The 16,423-nt window shown below is 61.2% G+C and carries 13 protein-coding genes and 2 pseudogenes; 11 read left to right on the top strand and 4 right to left on the bottom strand.

The features are described from left to right. Positions 1-378 (top strand): annotated as a pseudogene (locus BMY91_RS10915) (pyridoxal 5'-phosphate synthase lyase subunit PdxS); the annotation flags it as partial. 63 nt (positions 379-441) lie between these two features. Here the strand turns inward: BMY91_RS10915 and BMY91_RS10910 are convergent. Further along, positions 442-2,453 (bottom strand): annotated as a pseudogene (locus BMY91_RS10910) (M3 family metallopeptidase). Positions 2,454-2,526: 73 nt separating this feature from the next. Here BMY91_RS10910 and BMY91_RS10905 point away from each other — a divergent pair. Continuing rightward, positions 2,527-3,792, top strand: a complete 1,266-nt coding sequence (locus tag BMY91_RS10905; protein WP_090821794.1) for a CapA family protein — start codon at positions 2,527-2,529, stop codon at positions 3,790-3,792. Positions 3,793-3,795: 3 nt separating this feature from the next. Here BMY91_RS10905 and BMY91_RS10900 read toward each other — a convergent pair whose 3' ends face one another. Together BMY91_RS10900 and BMY91_RS10895 are read right to left on the bottom strand one after the other, a co-directional pair. Continuing rightward, positions 3,796-4,557: a type 1 glutamine amidotransferase gene (locus tag BMY91_RS10900; RefSeq protein WP_090821710.1), complete on the bottom strand. Its 762-nt coding sequence runs from the start codon at positions 4,555-4,557 to the stop codon at positions 3,796-3,798. Beyond that, positions 4,554-5,882 carry a Mur ligase family protein gene (locus tag BMY91_RS10895; RefSeq protein ID WP_090821708.1) on the bottom strand — a complete coding sequence of 443 codons (1,329 nt, stop codon included), beginning with the start codon at positions 5,880-5,882 and terminating at the stop codon, positions 4,554-4,556. Before BMY91_RS10895 ends, BMY91_RS10900 begins: the two co-directional genes overlap by 4 nt. A 91-nt stretch (positions 5,883-5,973) precedes the next feature. Between BMY91_RS10895 and pdxT the strand changes: the two genes are divergently transcribed. From pdxT to BMY91_RS10850, 9 genes are all read left to right on the top strand, one after another. Continuing rightward, complete coding sequence (pdxT, locus tag BMY91_RS10890; RefSeq protein ID WP_090821792.1) at positions 5,974-6,675, top strand: pyridoxal 5'-phosphate synthase glutaminase subunit PdxT; 702 nt, start codon at positions 5,974-5,976, stop codon at positions 6,673-6,675. A gap of 3 nt (positions 6,676-6,678) precedes the next feature. After that, complete coding sequence (locus BMY91_RS10885) at positions 6,679-7,434, top strand: YebC/PmpR family DNA-binding transcriptional regulator (RefSeq protein ID WP_090821706.1); 756 nt, start codon at positions 6,679-6,681, stop codon at positions 7,432-7,434. A 44-nt stretch (positions 7,435-7,478) separates the two neighbouring features. Then, positions 7,479-8,057: a crossover junction endodeoxyribonuclease RuvC gene (gene ruvC, locus BMY91_RS10880; protein WP_090821705.1), complete on the top strand. Its 579-nt coding sequence runs from the start codon at positions 7,479-7,481 to the stop codon at positions 8,055-8,057. A 79-nt stretch (positions 8,058-8,136) separates the two neighbouring features. Next, positions 8,137-8,781, top strand: coding sequence for a Holliday junction branch migration protein RuvA (gene ruvA, locus BMY91_RS10875; protein ID WP_090821703.1), 645 nt, complete (start codon positions 8,137-8,139; stop codon positions 8,779-8,781). Continuing rightward, positions 8,774-9,850 (top strand): Holliday junction branch migration DNA helicase RuvB, encoded by a 1,077-nt coding sequence (ruvB, locus tag BMY91_RS10870; protein WP_090821701.1) that lies wholly within the window; start codon positions 8,774-8,776, stop codon positions 9,848-9,850. Before ruvA ends, ruvB begins: the two co-directional genes overlap by 8 nt. 145 nt (positions 9,851-9,995) lie before the next feature. Beyond that, positions 9,996-10,379, top strand: coding sequence for a preprotein translocase subunit YajC (gene yajC / locus BMY91_RS10865; RefSeq protein WP_175538602.1), 384 nt, complete (start codon positions 9,996-9,998; stop codon positions 10,377-10,379). A 114-nt stretch (positions 10,380-10,493) separates the two neighbouring features. After that, complete coding sequence (secD, locus tag BMY91_RS10860) at positions 10,494-12,245, top strand: protein translocase subunit SecD (RefSeq protein ID WP_090821700.1); 1,752 nt, start codon at positions 10,494-10,496, stop codon at positions 12,243-12,245. Next, on the top strand, positions 12,245-13,234 hold the full coding sequence (gene secF, locus BMY91_RS10855) for a protein translocase subunit SecF (protein WP_090821698.1): 990 nt from the start codon (positions 12,245-12,247) through the stop codon (positions 13,232-13,234). Before secD ends, secF begins: the two co-directional genes overlap by 1 nt. 162 nt (positions 13,235-13,396) lie before the next feature. Continuing rightward, positions 13,397-15,790: a RelA/SpoT family protein gene (locus tag BMY91_RS10850; RefSeq protein ID WP_090821696.1), complete on the top strand. Its 2,394-nt coding sequence runs from the start codon at positions 13,397-13,399 to the stop codon at positions 15,788-15,790. Here the strand turns inward: BMY91_RS10850 and BMY91_RS10845 are convergent. Beyond that, positions 15,787-16,395 (bottom strand): hypothetical protein, encoded by a 609-nt coding sequence (locus BMY91_RS10845; protein WP_090821694.1) that lies wholly within the window; start codon positions 16,393-16,395, stop codon positions 15,787-15,789. The two genes, BMY91_RS10850 and BMY91_RS10845, sit on opposite strands and share 4 nt — an antisense overlap. Between the last annotated feature and the right edge of the window lie 28 nt (positions 16,396-16,423).

The raw sequence follows: 16,423 nt of genomic DNA, 5'->3' as shown, positions 1-16,423 counted from the left end.
GAGATCGCCAAGCTGTCTGCCCTGCCCGAGGACGAGCTGTATGTTGCGGCCAAGGAACTGCAGGCCCCGTACGAGCTGGTCAAGGAAGTTGCCGCCACGGGCAAGCTCCCCGTGGTCCTGTTCACCGCCGGCGGTATTGCTACCCCGGCTGATGCTGCGATGATGATGCAGCTCGGCGCCGACGGCGTGTTCGTTGGCTCCGGTATCTTCAAGTCCGGCAACCCCGCCCAGCGCGCCGCCGCCGTCGTCAAGGCCACCACCTTCTACGACGATCCCGACGTGATCGCCAAGGTCTCCCGCGGCCTCGGCGAAGCCATGGTCGGTATCAACGTCGACGACATCCCGCAGCCCCACCGCCTCGCAGAGCGCGGCTGGTAAACAGCAAAAGAAGTACGACGCCGGGTCGGTCACCTTGATGAGGTGACCGGCCCGGCGTCGTTGTTACTCCAGTCCGCGACGCTTCAGGAGCGGTTCCAAGTGGGCGTCGCGGCCCCGGAATGCCCGGAATGACTCCAGGGGGTCGCGGCTGTTTCCCCTGGAGAGCAGCTCGGCACGGAACTTGTCTCCGTTGGCCCGTGACAGGCCGCCGTTGTCCTTGAACCACTCCACGGTGTCCGCGTCCAGCACTTCGCTCCAGATGTAGGAGTAGTAGCCCGCGGCGTAACCTGCCCCGGCAAAGATGTGCTGGAAGTATCCCGTGCGGTAGCGCGGCGGAACAGCGGATGCGCGATGCCTGCCCCGGCAAGTGCCTTGGCCTCGAAGGCCAGGACGTCGTCCGGCACATTGGCTTCCGCCAGAACATGCCAGGCAATGTCCAGCAGTGCCGCCCCCAGATATTCAGTGGTAGCGAATCCTTCACCCCATAGTTGCGAGGCATTGAGCTTGTCCACAATGTCCTGGGGGAGTTGTTCGCCAGTGGAGTGATGGCGTGCGTAATTGGCCAGGACTTCGGGCCACATGATCCACATTTCGTTAACTTGGGAGGGGTACTCAACGAAGTCGCGCGGCACCGATGTTCCTGAGAATCGTGGATACGTCACATCGGAGAAGAGCCCATGGAGCGCGTGGCCGAATTCATGGAACACGGTGCGGAGTTCGTCAAGGGTCAACAGGGTGGGCTCGCCGGGTGCTGGTTTGGTGATGTTGAGGTTGTTGATGACCACCGGCCGCGTGCCCAGAAGGCCGGACTGTTCCACGAGCGAGTTCATCCATGCGCCGCCTCGCTTTGACGACCGGGTGTAATAGTCACCGAGAAACAGGCCTAAGCCACTTCCGTCCTCATTGCGGACCTCCCAGACACGGACATCGGGGTGGTACCCCTTCAAGTCGATGCGCTCGTGAAAAGTGATGCCGTAGAGCTGGGTAGCTGCATGGAACACGCCGTCTGTCAGGACTGTTTCGAGGGCGAAATAGGGTCGCAGCGCTTGTTCGTCAACCTCATACTTCTCTCTGCGGACCCTGGCGGAGTAGTACGCCCAGTCCCAGGGTTCCAGTGCATGGCCTGCGGATTGCGCCAGCGCAGTGGCTTCTGCAGTGGCATTCCGCAGGGCGGCTGGGGCCAGTCTGCCCAGCATCTCTTCGACGGCGCTGAAAGTGGGGGCTGTCTGCTGGTCCACCACGAGTTCGGCAAAGTTGCTGAAGCCCAAAAGCGTTGCCTTCTCGGCCCGCAGCCCAACCGTAGCCGTCACGAGCTCGCGCACATCGAGGGAGCTGCCGTCCGTGCCGCGGGCCAAGGACCCCTCGAAGAGTCGACGGCGGACGGACCGGTTGTCCAGGGAGGCCAGGGCGGGCTGGTTGCTGGGCTGGATCAGGGTGAGGAGGTAATGGCCGTCATGTCCAGCGTTTTTCGCGGCTTCGGCGGCGGCAGCGACGTCGTCGGCCGGCAGCCCGGCCAAGTCCCCAACGTCGTTCAGCAGAAGTGCGGAACACTTCATTCCCTCCTTGACGCGCTGGCCGAACTCAGTGCCCAATCGTGAGAGCTCCGCGTTGACTTCGCGCAATCGCAATTGGCCGGCATCATCGAGTTGGATGCCTGACTGCCGGAACTCTTTGAGGTACTCCTGCACCAGGCGAACTGCCTCGGCATCAAGGTTGCCGGCATCGATGGCCGCAAACCGATGGTAGAGGTCACGGTTCATGTACACGGCATCCTGGTGGGCGGAGAACTTGGGTGATAACTCCGTCTCCAACCTCTTTATGGCATCTGACGCGTCTGCCGAGACCAACGTGAAGAATGCAGCTGCTGCCCTGTTCAAGAGCATTCCCGAACGTTCCATGGCCACGGCTGTGTTCTCGAAGGACGCGGGTTCGGGGTTGCCCGCGATCAGTTGGATTTCCTTCAGGTGCTCGGCCAGACCGGCGTCCACGGCCTCGGCGTAGTGCTCGGGGGTGATCCCGGCAAACGGCGGCAGTCCATACGGCAGGGGGCTGGGGCTCAGCAGAGGATTGGTCATGAAGTGACTCTTTCACGTAAGAATCGTGTCCTCAAGGGTGCCGCGCCCGACTGGGCCGCTCTCCCGCCTTAGGATAAAAATCATGGGGAAGATCACATCTTCAATTGCCAGGTTCGGATCGCCAAAGGCGCTGACCGCGCTGGGAGGGGCGTTAATGGCCGTGACCTTGGGTGCTTGCGGTGTCATCGCCGAGACTGATGATCAGAACCGCAGCAGCTCGGCCTCGGCTCCCGCCACTGAGTCGCCAACCCCCACCCGCACTCCCGCTCCAAACCCTACTCCCGGCAAGGGCCCGGCTTGTCCGGAGCTGAGGTGCACTTCCGTTACAGTGACCGGCGACATGCTGGTCCACACCCAACTGTGGCAGCAGGCACGGGCGGACGCCGCCGCTGCAGGCATACCCGGTTATACCTTCGTTCCCCTTCTGGAAGGACAGCGGCGCTACATCGCAAACAGCGATCTCGCCATCTGTCACCAGGAAACCCCCGTCGCAACGCCGGAGGGCCCGTTCTCTGCCTATCCATCCTTCAATGTGCCGCCGCAGATCATCAGCGCCTCCAAGAACGTGGGTTACCAAGCCTGCACCACGGCCAGCAACCACACGATTGACCGCGGGACGGAGGGGCTCCTGAGGACGCTGGACGCCCTCGACGCGGCCGGACTCAAGCACACAGGTTCATACCGTACAGAGGCGGCGTCCAAGGAAATATTGATGATTCAGACGGATGCGGCCAAGGTGGCCGTGATCATCGGTACTTACGGCCATAACGGACAAATTCCCGAGTACCCGTGGTTGGTCGACGAGCTGGATCCCGCGGCCATGATTGCCAAGGCAACCCAGGCCAAGGCGTTGGGGGCTGACATTGTGCTGGGCGTCATGCACGCCGGTGACGAGTACGCCAGCGAAGCCAATGCCCAGCAGCAGGACGTGGCGCATGCCCTGGTGGACAGCGGTCAGTTCACCATGATCTACGGGCACCACACCCATTCGGTGCTTCCCATCGAGAATTACAAGGGCACATGGATCGTGTATGGACTGGGCAACGGAGTCACGGAACTATCGCCCTGGTACGTGGTCAACAACGAAGGCTTGCTGGTAAGGGCACAGTTCAGCCAGAACACCGCAGGTGTGTGGACGGCTTCAGACCTGGCCTGGGCACCTTCGGTTATTGTCCGGGATCCTTACCGGTGGTGCTCAGTGGCCAGTGACGCACCGCAGGGAGTCTGCGCAACGCCCGCTGCCGATGCTGAAACCTACCAGCGAACCAAGGCTGTGGTGGAGTCCATGGGTGCGGCGACCGCCGGTGCCCATGAACTCCTGATCACCAAGGAAAAGTAGTCGCTAGCGCGGCCGGCGGGCTGCGTGCTCGCGCGCGAGGCGGGCGTAGTCGTCGTCGGGCGCTCCCGGCACGAAGGTGCCGTACTTGCGTTCGGCAGCTGTCCTGATGAGGAAGTCGGCGATCGCCGGGTTCTTCGGCAACAGTGAACCGTGCAGGTAGCTGGCCACAACATTGTTGTACCGGGCACCCTCGTGGCCATCCTTGCTGTTGTTTCCGGCGCCCTTGGTGACAGTTCCGAGAGGTTCGACGCCGGGACCCAACGTGGTCTGTCCGCTGTGATTCTCGTAGCCCATGATGTCCCCGAATTCGGTGGACTTCATGATCACGTTGCCGATCAGCCGCTCGTCCGTACCGTGTGTTTCGACATCCAGGATGCCGATGCCCGGGATGACAGGTCCGGCGCTGGTTTTGAAGAACTTGCCAAAAAGTTGGTAGAGACCGCAAATGACCAGCATGGGTGCGCCGGCATCGGCCATCTCCCGGAGGCGGTCGGCGCGCGACTGGAGGTCATCCTGGATGACCAGCTGGCCGCTGTCCTGCCCCCCGCCACCGACGATGATGTCGACGTCGTCAGGAAACTCGTCACCCACGTTGTATTCCAGCAACTCGGGCGTGTAACCGTGCCATTTGATACGTTGCTGAAGGACCAGGGCATTGCCCCAGTCACCGTAGATGTTCATCTCCCGCGGGTAGAGCTGGAGGACGCGGATGGTTCCCTTGGCGGGCTGCGACCCCTGGGCCGTTGGCAGTGCTTCCGAGGTCATGAGACCACCTCAACTATGGTGATTTTGGCCAGTTCACGGCGAATGGCGAGCATGGAGGTGTAGGTGCAGAAGATTCGTTTGGGCTTGCCCCTTGAGCCATTGATGAAGGATCGCAATGCTGCTGTGATGTCGGGTTCCACAAGTCCGAAAGGTACGTCGTCATACTGCAGCCTCAGCGCCATGTCGTAGGCCCGAACGCCGGTGAGTACTTCCACGCCATCATCCCTCAGGGATTCGAACTCGACATCCCACAGCCACGACATGTCCCTGCCGTCTGCGTAGTTGTCATTGATGGCGATCATGGTGGCGTAACCGCCGGCGGGGAAGGACTTCAGCCCAAGCCGGAAGCCGCTGGGGTTCTTCACCAACACTAATTCGAGCGGTTGTCCATCTACCGTCAGGCTTTCCCCGCGGCCAAATGCGGGGGCGACGTCGCCCAGGGCCTTCACAAGTTTGGGCGTGTCAACGGGGCCGGTCCCCAAAACGGCACGTGCCAGTGACAGCGCGGCCGCGGCATTGAAGATGTTGTAAATACCGCGCAGCTTCATCGCCGTGGTGACGGTCTCGCCGTCGAACTCAAAGTCAGCATCCTGCGCGCCTACCCGGCGGAGTACGACGTCGGCACCCGGCAGGTCAACTGCCTCACCAGCCGCCGCGGCTACGGAAGTCCCCGACGGGGAAGGGCCGCTGCCGGTACGCATCTCATCATCATTAGGAAAAGTGCTGCGGAGCGATTCGTCCAGGCCGAAGTAGCGCACGTCGGGGTGATGGACTGCGTCCAGGCTGTTGACGGTGGTGGCTATCCGGGCAACCCGGGGATCTTCACGGTTCAGTACCACGGTGTCCGTGGTCCTGGAGGCGATGTGCTCAAGGAGCCGGGCAGTCTTGTCGATTTCGCCGAAACGGTCCAATTGGTCGCGAAGGACATTGAGCAGCAGGCTGAACCTCGGCTGGACTTTGTTCACGAAATGGACGGCGTGGGCCTCGTCGAGTTCAAGGATGGCGATGTCAGCGTCGAGCCGGCCCCGCCAATCCACGTCGCCCAGGAGCGAGGCAGCAACGCCCCGGGTGAAGTTGCTTCCGGTGCGGTTGGTGAAGACTTTCAATCCTTGGCTTTCAAGGAGTTCCACCACCATCTTTGTGGTGGTGGTTTTTCCGTTGGTTCCACTGACCACGGCCACGCCGTGGGGGAGGGAGGCCAGCGTTCGCTGCATGAAGCCGGGGTCGATTTTCTCGACCACCAGGCCGGGAAAAGCTGATCCTCCACCCCGGAGCCGGGACAGAGTGCGGACCAGCTTGCCGATGGGGACGCTGAAGGAAAGCATGCTCTGTAATATATCCCAGTCAGGGCATGCAACCGGGTCCGCAGGCGCCATGGAGGACCGCCGGAAGGGCGATGGCCACTATGATGGTCCAATGACCAACCCCCTTTCCGACGCTTCATCACGCGTGGGTTCAGGACTCCGGATCGGTGTACTGGCGCTCCAGGGCGACTTCCGCGAGCATATCCGCGCTGTGGAGGCCGCAGGTGCCACGGGCGTGGGTATCCGCAGGCCTGCCGAACTGGACGACATCGACGGCCTGATCATCCCGGGCGGCGAATCCACCACTATTGACAAACTGTCCCGGATTTTCGAACTACGCGACCCGCTGAAGAAGCGCATCGCTGACGGCCTGCACGTCTACGGTTCCTGTGCCGGCATGATCTTGCTGGCCGATGAAATCGCTGATCCAGCGACCGACCTCGAGGGAAATCCACAGCAGACCTTCGGTGGACTGGACATCACTGTGCGGCGCAACGCTTTTGGGCGGCAGCGCGAGTCCTTTGAAACCGACCTCGATTTCAAGGGCCTGGATTTCAGTGCAGGCGATTCCGGCGTGGACCCTGTCCATGCTGTGTTCATTCGCGGCCCATGGGTTGAGCGCGTGGGTCCCACCGTGGAAGTACTGGCGCAGGTTGATCCGGATCACGCCAGCCACACGGCCACTTTGCATGGAGTGGCTAGAATTGTTGCAGTGCGTTCAGGCCACCTGCTGGCCACCTCCTTCCACCCGGAAGTGACGGGAGAGAAGCGCGTGCATGAACTCTTTATTCGAATGATCAGAGGAGAAGCGTAAAGCATGTCAGGCCACTCCAAATGGGCGACCACCAAGCACAAGAAAGCCATCATTGACGGCAGGCGTGCAAAGTCGTTCGCGAAACTGATCAAGAACATCGAAGTTGCCGCCCGCATGGGTGGCCCGGACCTTGCTGGCAACCCTGGCTTGGAACTCGCGGTCACCAAGGCGAAGAAGACCTCGGTACCCAATGACAACATTGACCGTGCCATCAAGCGTGGTGCAGGCCTCACCGGTGAGGTGGTCGACTACACCGAAATCATGTACGAGGCCCGTGGCCCGCAGGGTTCGGCATTGCTGATCGAATGTCTGACCGACAACAAGAACCGCGCCGCCTCCGAGGTTCGCCTCGCTATTTCGCGCAATGGCGGCACCATCGCCGACCCCGGCTCCGTCAGCTACCTTTTTGCCCGGAAGGGCGTAGTGGTGCTGCCGAAGAACGGCCTGAGCGAAGACGACATCCTGATGGCGGTCCTGGAAGCCGGCGCCGAGGAAGTCAAGGACAGCGGCGAGAACTGGGAAATCCACTCCGAACCGTCCGACCTCCAGGCCATTCGTGACGCACTGAAGGAAGCGGGCATCGATTACGAAACCGACGAAGCCGAATTCGTCCCGTCCATGCAGGTGGACCTTGACGTCGATGGCGCCCGGAAATTCATGAAGCTCGTGGATGCACTGGAAGACCTGGACGACGTCCAGAACGTCTACAGCAATGCGGACCTCAGCGAGGAAGTGCAGGCTGCCCTCGACGCCGACTAGGCGGGGCGGCTTTCAAGGGTGATAACAGACAGGAAGGCCCGGACTTGACTCTTCGCGTATTAGGAGTCGATCCGGGCCTTACCCGTTGCGGCATCGGTGTGGTGGACATCGAAAGGAACCGCCGCGCCACCATGGTTGCTGTGGGGGTTGTGGGAACTTCGGCAGAGCTGACGCTGGATAAGCGCTTGCTGGTCATTGCCGAAGCCATCGATGAATGGCTGGACCGGCATGAGCCGGACGTCGTCGCAGTCGAACGTGTTTTCTCGCAGATGAACGTCAGCACGGTGATGGGCGTTGCCCAGGCATCAGGCGTCGTTATTGCCGCAGCGGCACGCCGTGGCATCCCGGTGGCCTTGCACACCCCTTCCGAGGTCAAGGCCGCGGTGACCGGCAGTGGTACGGCCAACAAAGATGCCGTCACCAAGCTGGTGACAAAAATTTTGCGGCTGGATGCGCCGCCCAAGCCTGCCGATGCGGCCGATGCCCTTGCCCTGGCACTCACGCACGCGTGGCGCGCAGGCAGTGGAATGGGCTCGGCAGGTGGCGCCTCCGGAAAAGGTTCACTCACTCCTGCTCAGAAGGCATGGGCCGAAGCGGAGGCAAAAGCGCGCCGCGCGCGGTGATTGGTGCCCTGCCTTGCTAGGGTATTCGTAGATATGTTCGGATAGTCCGCTTTGGCCGCAATAATTCAGGAGCCGGGTCTTGATCAGTTTTCTCCGTGGAACCGTAGCCCACGTTGGTTTGTCCACCGCCGTCATTGACCTCAACGGCGCCGGCATGAGTGTCTTTGCCACCCCGCAGACCCTCAGCCACCTCAAGGTCGGATCTGAAGCCAAGCTCTTCACCTCCATGATCGTCAGGGAGGATTCCCTGACGCTGTTCGGTTTCGCCGATGACGACGAACGCGAAGTTTTCGATGTCCTGCTCAGCGTCAGCGGCGTGGGACCCAGGCTGGCGTTGGCTGTTCTCGCGGTCCACGAACCCGAAGCTATCCGGGTGGCTGCGCACACTGGTGACGGCAAGGCCTTTACGAAGGTTCCCGGCATTGGGCCCAAGGTCGCAGGGCGCATTGTCCTGGAACTGGCCGGAAAGTTGGTCCCGCATGGAACGGGGACGGCCGCTGCTCCGGAAACTGCCGTCAAGGCAGACTGGAAGCCGCAAGTGGTTGCGGCAATGACCAGCCTGGGATGGTCAGAGAAGGACGCCACGGGCAGCATCGACAAAGCCATGGCCGATTCTCCGGAGCTGGTGGACTCGGGAAATGTCGCCCACATCCTCCGTGCAACGCTGCGGTGGCTGGGCCAGGACGGCGCCCGCGCCGGCAACCGTGTAGGCAGCCGTGGCTGAGCAGTCCTTGGTCAGCGGGGGAGAGGAACCGGAGGAGCGGGTCATTGAGGCGGCCCTCCGGCCCAAGAACCTGCACGATTTCGTTGGCCAGCACCGGGTCCGCAAGCAGCTGGCGTTGGTGTTGGAGGCGTCAAAGATGCGCGGGCGCAGCGCCGACCATGTGTTGATGTCCGGTCCACCGGGGCTGGGCAAGACCACGCTGGCCATGATCATTGCTGCGGAAATGAACGCGCCATTGCGGATCAGCAGTGGTCCGGCCATCCAGCATGCAGGTGACCTCGCTGCCATTCTTTCCTCCTTGTCGGAGGGCGAGGTCTTGTTCCTCGATGAAATTCACCGGATGTCCCGGCCTGCAGAGGAAATGCTGTACATGGCCATGGAGGACTTCCGTGTAGACATCGTGGTGGGCAAGGGTGCCGGTGCCACGGCCATCCCACTTGAGCTTCCGCCGTTCACCCTGGTAGGGGCCACCACACGTGCCGGCCTGCTGCCTGGGCCACTGCGGGATCGTTTCGGATTTACCGGGCATCTTGAGTTTTACTCCGTAGCGGAGCTTGAACTTGTGCTTCGCCGTTCGGCAGGGCTTTTGGACCTCAAGGTGAATTCGGCCGGATTCACGGAGATCGCGGGTCGGTCGCGAGGCACGCCGCGTATTGCCAACCGTCTGCTGCGCCGTGTCCGGGACTGGGCACTGGTTCATGGCATCGATCAGATCGATGCCCGTTCCGCGTCGGCGGCCTTGGATATGTATGAAGTGGACCAGCGGGGCCTTGACCGGCTTGACCGCTCAGTGCTCGAAGCCCTCATTACCAAGTTCAACGGTGGCCCGGTGGGTCTGTCCACCTTGGCGATTGCCGTAGGTGAGGAACCAGAAACTGTAGAGACCGTTGCCGAGCCCTTCCTGGTGCGCGAGGGACTATTGGGGCGGACGCCCAGGGGCCGCATCGCAATGGCGCCTGCCTGGACCCACCTCGGCTACGCGGTGCCGTCCGGCGTCTTCGGCCAAGAGACACTGGCGTTGTTCGATGAAGAGGAAAACCACGCCGAAAGCGTGGATACCATCGGTTAACACGCCGTGTTCAGCTTTTCCCTCTAGACTGGTATGACGCTCGGCACGTTCGAGTCCTTGATCCATGCGCCCGCTTCGCGGATCTGCCAGGGACGTTGCCGTGAACCAAAACGTAAGTACAGAACGGAACTTCCCTGTGGATCCAATGACCATATTGCTGTTCGTCATGCTTGGACTCTTTGTCTTCATGATGTTCCGCCGCAACAAGAAGACCCAGCAGCAGCAGGCTGAGATGCAGTCCAAGTTCGCTCCGGGCGTCGACGTCATGACCAGCTTCGGTCTTTTTGGCCGCATCGTCTCCATCGACGAAGCCGAAAACAAGGTCGTCATCGAACTTTCCCCGGGTAACCAGGCCACGGTTCACCGCCAGGCAGTTACCAAAGTTGTTGAAACGGCTCCGGAAGAGGCGCCGGTTGTTCCGGATGATGCCTCTTCCCTGACCGTTGCGGACACTGAAGCTCCTGCCGCAGTGGAGACGCCGGACGAAACCATTGCGCGCCTCAACAAAGAGGACAAGAAGGACAACTAGCACCGTCAGTCGCGGCAACACCGCGCAAGGCAACTTCTACGGCAGCGGAGAGCCGCCGGCAGACGCTTATCCGCGTACGCCGGCGGCTGTCCGGCGATAACAGGAAGATTGATAATGGCACGGACCGGCCCCAAAAACTCAGCCCGCAGGGTGCTGACTTGGCTTGGAGCAATATTCGTTGTACTCACCGCTGTCCTGGGTGGCGGAGTGATGACTGGCAATGCCAGCTGGGCTCCCAAACTTGCTTTGGACCTTGAAGGCGGAACCCAGATGATCCTCGCACCCAAGGTAGAGGGTGCCAGTGAAATCAATGAAGAGCAGCTCAACCAGGCAGTTGCCATCATCAGGCAGCGCGTTGACGGCTCTGGTGTTGCTGAAGCAGAAATCAGCACCCAGTCAGGTCGCAATGTGGTGGTCAGCCTTCCCGGGACACCCTCCAAGGAAACCCGCGACTTGATCCAGGCGTCGGCGGATATGAACTTCCGCCCCGTGATTGCCTCGGGCGACCCCGCTGCAGTTCCTGTTGAGTCCAGGACACCTGAAGACCAGCTGCCCAAGCCCACGGCAGAGCCCGCGAATGCCAGTGACAACAACTGGGTGACCGCTGACATCGTCAAGGAATTTGAGGCACTGGACTGCGTCAATCCTTCCACTGAACGGCGAGATCGTTCTGATCCCGCCAAGCCGCTTGTTACCTGCGAGGCAGCCACCGCGCAGACTCCGGCCATCAAGTACATTCTTGGTCCGGTTGAGGTCAAGGGCCAGGACATCGCCTCGTCCTCGTACTCCCAGGTCCAGGGCGCACAGGGATCGGTGACCAACTCCTGGGGCGTCAACATTGTCTTCAATGGCGAAGCCACTGCCAAGTTCAAGGAAGTCACTGAACGTCTCAACCAGTTCTATGTGGCGTCACAGGCGCAGGGCGGCAACGACCCCAAGGCCCAGTTCGCGATCGTGCTGGACGACAAAGTCATCTCTGCACCCCGATCCCTTGCCGTCATCACCGACGGAAAGCCGCAGATCACCGGCAACTTCACCCAGGCGTCCGCCAAAGCCCTGTCGGATCAGCTTCGCTTTGGCGCACTCCCCATCAGCTTCGAAATCCAGTCACAGGAGCAGATCTCTGCCACCCTCGGTGGCGACCAGCTGCGTCTCGGCTTGTTGGCCGGCATGATCGGCTTGCTGCTGGTGGTTGTTTACTCGCTGTTCCAATACCGGGCACTTGGCCTCGTCACTATTGCGTCCCTCGTGGTTGCCGGTCTCCTGACCTACTTGGCAATTGCCATCCTGGGCTGGACCGAGAACTATCGTCTGTCGCTTGCTGGTGTTGCCGGCCTGATCGTTGCCATCGGTCAGACCGCGGACTCGTTCATTGTCTACTTTGAACGCATCCGTGATGAGCTGCGCGATGGACGCGGGCTGGTATCCGCCGTCGAGAATGGCTGGAAGCGTGCAAAGCGCACGGTGCTGGCGTCCAAGGCCGTCAACCTCCTGGCCGCGCTGGTCCTCTACTTCGTGGCTGTTGGCAACGTGCGTGGCTTTGCCTTCACCTTGGGCTTGACCGCCCTTGCCGACCTTTTAGTGGTCTTCATGTTCACGCACCCCATGCTGCAGGTCTTGGCCCGCACCAAGTTCTTCGGTGAAGGGCACCGGTTCTCCGGGCTTTCGCCGGACCGTCTTGGGGCAGTTCCCCTGTACCGCGGCGCAGGACGACTGCGGTCTCCCGAGGACAAGCCCACGCCCGTGCGTCCGCGCAACAGCGGGGCAGCAGCTGAAGCGGAACGACGCATGACCATCGCCGAACGGCGCCTCGCCGAGAAGGGCCAGTTGACTGGTTCCTCCAAGGCCACCAAGGAGGAGAAGTAATGACCACGAGCTTCGCAACCTTCGGCCATGAGCTCTACACGGGCAAGCGTTCGTACAACTTCGTCAATTCCAAGAAAATCTGGTTCATTATCGCGGCCGTCGCGGTGGCGCTGTCCATCCTGATTCCCGTCGTCAAGGGCGGGTTCAACCTCGGAATCGAGTTCCGGGGCGGCTCGGAGTTTACCGTCTCCAACGTCAGCAGCACTGATGCAAGCCTGGGCGAGAAGGCCGTCCATGACGTCGTGCCTGACGCCATTCCGCGCGTCGCGAATGTGGCAGGCAACACCATGCGGATCCAGACGGATCAATTGACTGACGACGAGACCAACCGCATCAAGGATGGCCTCACCAGCGCATACGGTGTCACCGAGAACGAGGTAACCTCGAACTTCGTTGGCCCAACCTGGGGCCAGGACGTCACCAGGCAGGCACTCATTGGCTTGGTGGTCTTCGTTGCTTTGGCGGCGGTCCTCATGGCTCTGTACTTCAGGACCTGGAAGATGTCGCTCTCTGCATTGGTGGGAATGCTCGTCACCATGTTCACCACAGCGGGTGTCTACGCGTTGAGCGATTTCGAAGTGACGCCATCGGCCATTATTGGATTCCTGACGGTCCTTAGCTACTCGCTGTACGACACCGTAGTGGTCTTCGACAAGATCCGGGAAAACACAGCTGACATCACCACGTCCACCCGGCGCACCTTCGGCGAGGAGGTCAACCTCGCGGTCAACCAAACCCTGGTCCGCTCCATCAACACCATGATGGTGGCCGTCCTTCCAGTGGCGGCGATTCTGTTCATCGGTGCGGGGCTGCTGGGCGCGGGCACACTGCGGGACCTTTCACTAGCACTGTTCGTGGGTATCCTCATCGGTACGGCAGCGACGATCTTCATCGCTGCACCGTTGTACGCCTGGCTGCGTCAGGGCGAACCTGAGCTGGTGAAGCAAGCCAAGAAGGTGGCGCACCGCCGGGCTGAAGCCACCGTTTAGGACTTCTCCAGTCCCACTGTTTGATCGAGAGCCGGTCCCCGCAGCACTGCGGGGGCCGGCTCTTTGACTTGCCGCTCCGTTCGTCATGTGCTGCCCAGTTGCAGAAGCATTCACTTGCGGGAATAGACTGGGAGAATTAAATCGGTTGTGAGGGGTACTTCTGTGGAAGAACGTGCGACGTCGGCACCACCGGCGGGCGGGGAAGATGGCCGCAATGCTGTGGCCGTCCCGGCAACAAACGTGGCTGGACGGGCTGCTGGTGCGGTTCCGGTGGATACCCCCGGTGTGCGACCTACTTTCCCAGGGCGCAGGGAGCGCACGCGATCCCGCCTTGCACGCCTCACTGGCCGCGGTGTCGCTCCGTACTCGCCGATCCTCGAGCCCCTGCTGCGTACCGTCCGGGCGAACAACCCCAAAGAGGACTTTGACCTGATCCAGCGGGCTTTCGCTATAGCCGAGCGGAGCCACCAAGGACAGAAACGCAAGAGCGGTGATCCCTACATCACCCACCCGGTGGCAGTGGCCACTATTCTTGCCGAGCTCGGCATGACGGGCACTACCTTGGCAGCTGCGCTGCTTCACGACACCGTGGAGGATACCCCGTACACCCTCAACGACCTCACCCGGGACTTTGGCCCGGAGGTTGCCATGCTCGTGGATGGTGTCACCAAGCTGGACAAGGTCAGTTTTGGCGAGGCAGCGCAATCGGAAACAGTGCGCAAGATGGTCGTGGCCATGGCCAAGGACATCCGCGTGCTGATGATCAAGCTGGCCGACCGACTCCACAACGCGAGAACATGGCGGTTCGTTTCGGCTGAGTCGTCCTCACGCAAGGCGCGTGAAACCCTGGAGATTTTCGCACCGTTGGCGCACCGCCTAGGTATGAACACCATCAAGTGGGAACTGGAAGATCTCTCCTTCGCCGCACTGTATCCCAAGGTGTACGAGGAAATCGTCCGCATGGTGGGAGATCGCACACCAGAGCGCGAAAAGAGCCTTAGCGTCATTCGCAACCAGATCGCCGATGACCTCCGTACAGCTCGTATCAAAGCCACCATCACGGGCCGCCCGAAGCACTACTACTCGATTTACCAGAAGATGATCGTCCGCGATAAGGATTTTGACGACATCAACGACCTCATGGGCGTGCGTGTCCTGGTTGATTCGGTACGGGACTGTTACGCAGCCCTTGGCACCCTCCACTCGCGGTGGAACCCTCTCCCGGGACGGTTCAAGGACTACATCGCCATGCCCAAGTTCAACATGTACCAGTCCCTCCACACCACGGTGATCGGCCCGGGCGGCAAGCCTGTGGAGATCCAGATCCGCACCCATGAGATGCACCGCCGTGCGGAGTACGGTGTTGCGGCGCACTGGAAGTACAAGGACCAGCCGAACCGGACCGCGCAGGGACCCGGCAGCCCCCGCGACGGCGATATGGGCTGGCTGAGGTCCTTGGTGGACTGGCAGCAGGAAACTTCTGATCCCGGTGAGTTCCTGGACTCGCTGCGGTATGAAATCAATGCCCGCGAAGTTTTTGTCTTCACCCCCAAGGGTGAAGTCATGGCGCTGCCCGCAGGTTCTACCCCTGTTGACTTCGCCTACGCCGTGCATACGGAAGTGGGCCACCGCACGATTGGTGCACGCGTCAACGGCAAGCTGGTCCCGCTGAACAGCGAGTTGAACCACGGCGACTGGGTTGAGATCTTCACGTCGAAGGCAGAAGGAGCCGGACCCAGCCAGGACTGGCAACACTTCGTCAAGTCAGCGCGGGCACGCAACAAAATCCGTCAGTGGTTCACCAAGGAACGCCGCGAAGAAGCTATTGATCGTGGCAAGGACATGTTGACCCGTGCCATGCGGAAGCAGAACTTGCCGCTGCAGCGTCTTATGACGCACGACGCCTTGTCTGCTGTGGCGGAGGACTTCCACTACGTCGACATCTCCGGGCTCTATGCGGGCGTTGGCGATGGCCATACCTCAGCCCAGTCCGTGATGGAAAAGCTCGTGGAGCACCTGGGCGGACACGAAACACCCGACGAAGACCTCGACGAAGTCAGCATTCCCACGCAGGTAGCGAAGTCGAAGTTCTCTGACTCCGGCGTCATCGTCCGTGGTGTTGGCGACGTCTGGGTCAAGCTGGCCCGCTGTTGCACACCAGTTCCCCCGGACCCCATTCTCGGCTTCGTGACACGAGGTTCCGGAGTTTCCGTTCACAGGACTGATTGCACCAATGTCTCTGGGCTTCGGGACCAGCCGGACCGGATTGTTGAAGTGGAGTGGGCGCCCACGCAGTCCAGCGTCTTCCTGGTGGAGATCCAGGTAGAAGCTCTGGACCGGAAGTCCCTCCTGTCTGACGTGACACGTATCTTGTCTGAGAACCACGTCAACATCCTCGCTGCTTCTGTTCACACATCCAGCGACCGTGTAGCGATCTCCAAGTTCGCTTTTGAGATGGGTGATCCCAAGTATTTGCACCACGTCTTGAACGCCGTCCGTCGCATTGATGGCGTCTTTGACGTCTACCGCACTACTGGTAACCGCCGGCGAAGCTAGTTCAGGTCCGGTTGGGTCAGCCTGGCCAGCGTTGCCAGTGCGCGCTTCTTGTGGGGCAGCCGTGGCGATGCTTCCACAGCTAATGTCAGCAGGCGCAATCTGATGCCAAGATCAGCCCGGTTCAGCAGCCTTCTGAGGGCGGGCAGAGCACGCTCGGCCTCAACGTGCAGGGCGATATCGGCCGCAGTCCGGAGCGGGCTGCTCACAAGTATTCCTCCCAGGCTGATCGCATCCATCTGGCCCAAGCGGACTTCATGGAGACTGCAGGGCGTGCTCCCGCGCAGGCTTGAAATGCGGTGCTTCGCATCCACCAGGAGTGACAAGCGCTCCGGGGGACTGGCGCAGCCATAAATCCAGGCGGCCGTAAGCCTGCCGGCAACTACCTTGGTGCGGATCCGTTCCGGAACGGTCTGAGCCGCTGCGCGTGCCCGCAGGCGGTGGGTGACGGCAACACCCGGTGAGGCATAACTCTTGCCGTAGAGGGGCAGCAGGATGCCGTCTATGGCCATGCACTGCAATTCGTTCCAGGTAAAAATGCGGCTGGGGGAGTAGAGCTCGGAGACAACCGGCTCCGTGATAGGCAGGGCGGTGAGAGTGGGGACCATCCACCGATCATTCCGTGCCGTTGCCCAA

Origin of the sequence: Arthrobacter sp. yr096, from assembly GCF_900108925.1 — a bacterium.
In the GTDB taxonomy this organism is placed as follows: Bacteria; Actinomycetota; Actinomycetes; order Actinomycetales; family Micrococcaceae; genus Arthrobacter.
This window is presented reverse-complemented; position numbering and strand designations above follow the sequence as displayed.

Bases quoted from the DNA above. Each gene is read 5' to 3' on its own strand.
- BMY91_RS10900 (WP_090821710.1), bottom strand. From the start codon at position 4,557: ATGACCTCGGAAGCACTGCCAACGGCCCAGGGGTCGCAGCCCGCCAAG.
- yajC (WP_175538602.1), top strand. From the start codon at position 9,996: ATGACCATATTGCTGTTCGTCATGCTTGGACTCTTTGTCTTCATGATG.
- BMY91_RS10885 (WP_090821706.1), top strand. From the start codon at position 6,679: ATGTCAGGCCACTCCAAATGGGCGACCACCAAGCACAAGAAAGCCATC.
- pdxT (WP_090821792.1), top strand. From the start codon at position 5,974: ATGACCAACCCCCTTTCCGACGCTTCATCACGCGTGGGTTCAGGACTC.
- BMY91_RS10895 (WP_090821708.1), bottom strand. From the start codon at position 5,882: ATGCTTTCCTTCAGCGTCCCCATCGGCAAGCTGGTCCGCACTCTGTCC.
- BMY91_RS10845 (WP_090821694.1), bottom strand. From the start codon at position 16,395: ATGGTCCCCACTCTCACCGCCCTGCCTATCACGGAGCCGGTTGTCTCC.
- secF (WP_090821698.1), top strand. From the start codon at position 12,245: ATGACCACGAGCTTCGCAACCTTCGGCCATGAGCTCTACACGGGCAAG.
- secD (WP_090821700.1), top strand. From the start codon at position 10,494: ATGGCACGGACCGGCCCCAAAAACTCAGCCCGCAGGGTGCTGACTTGG.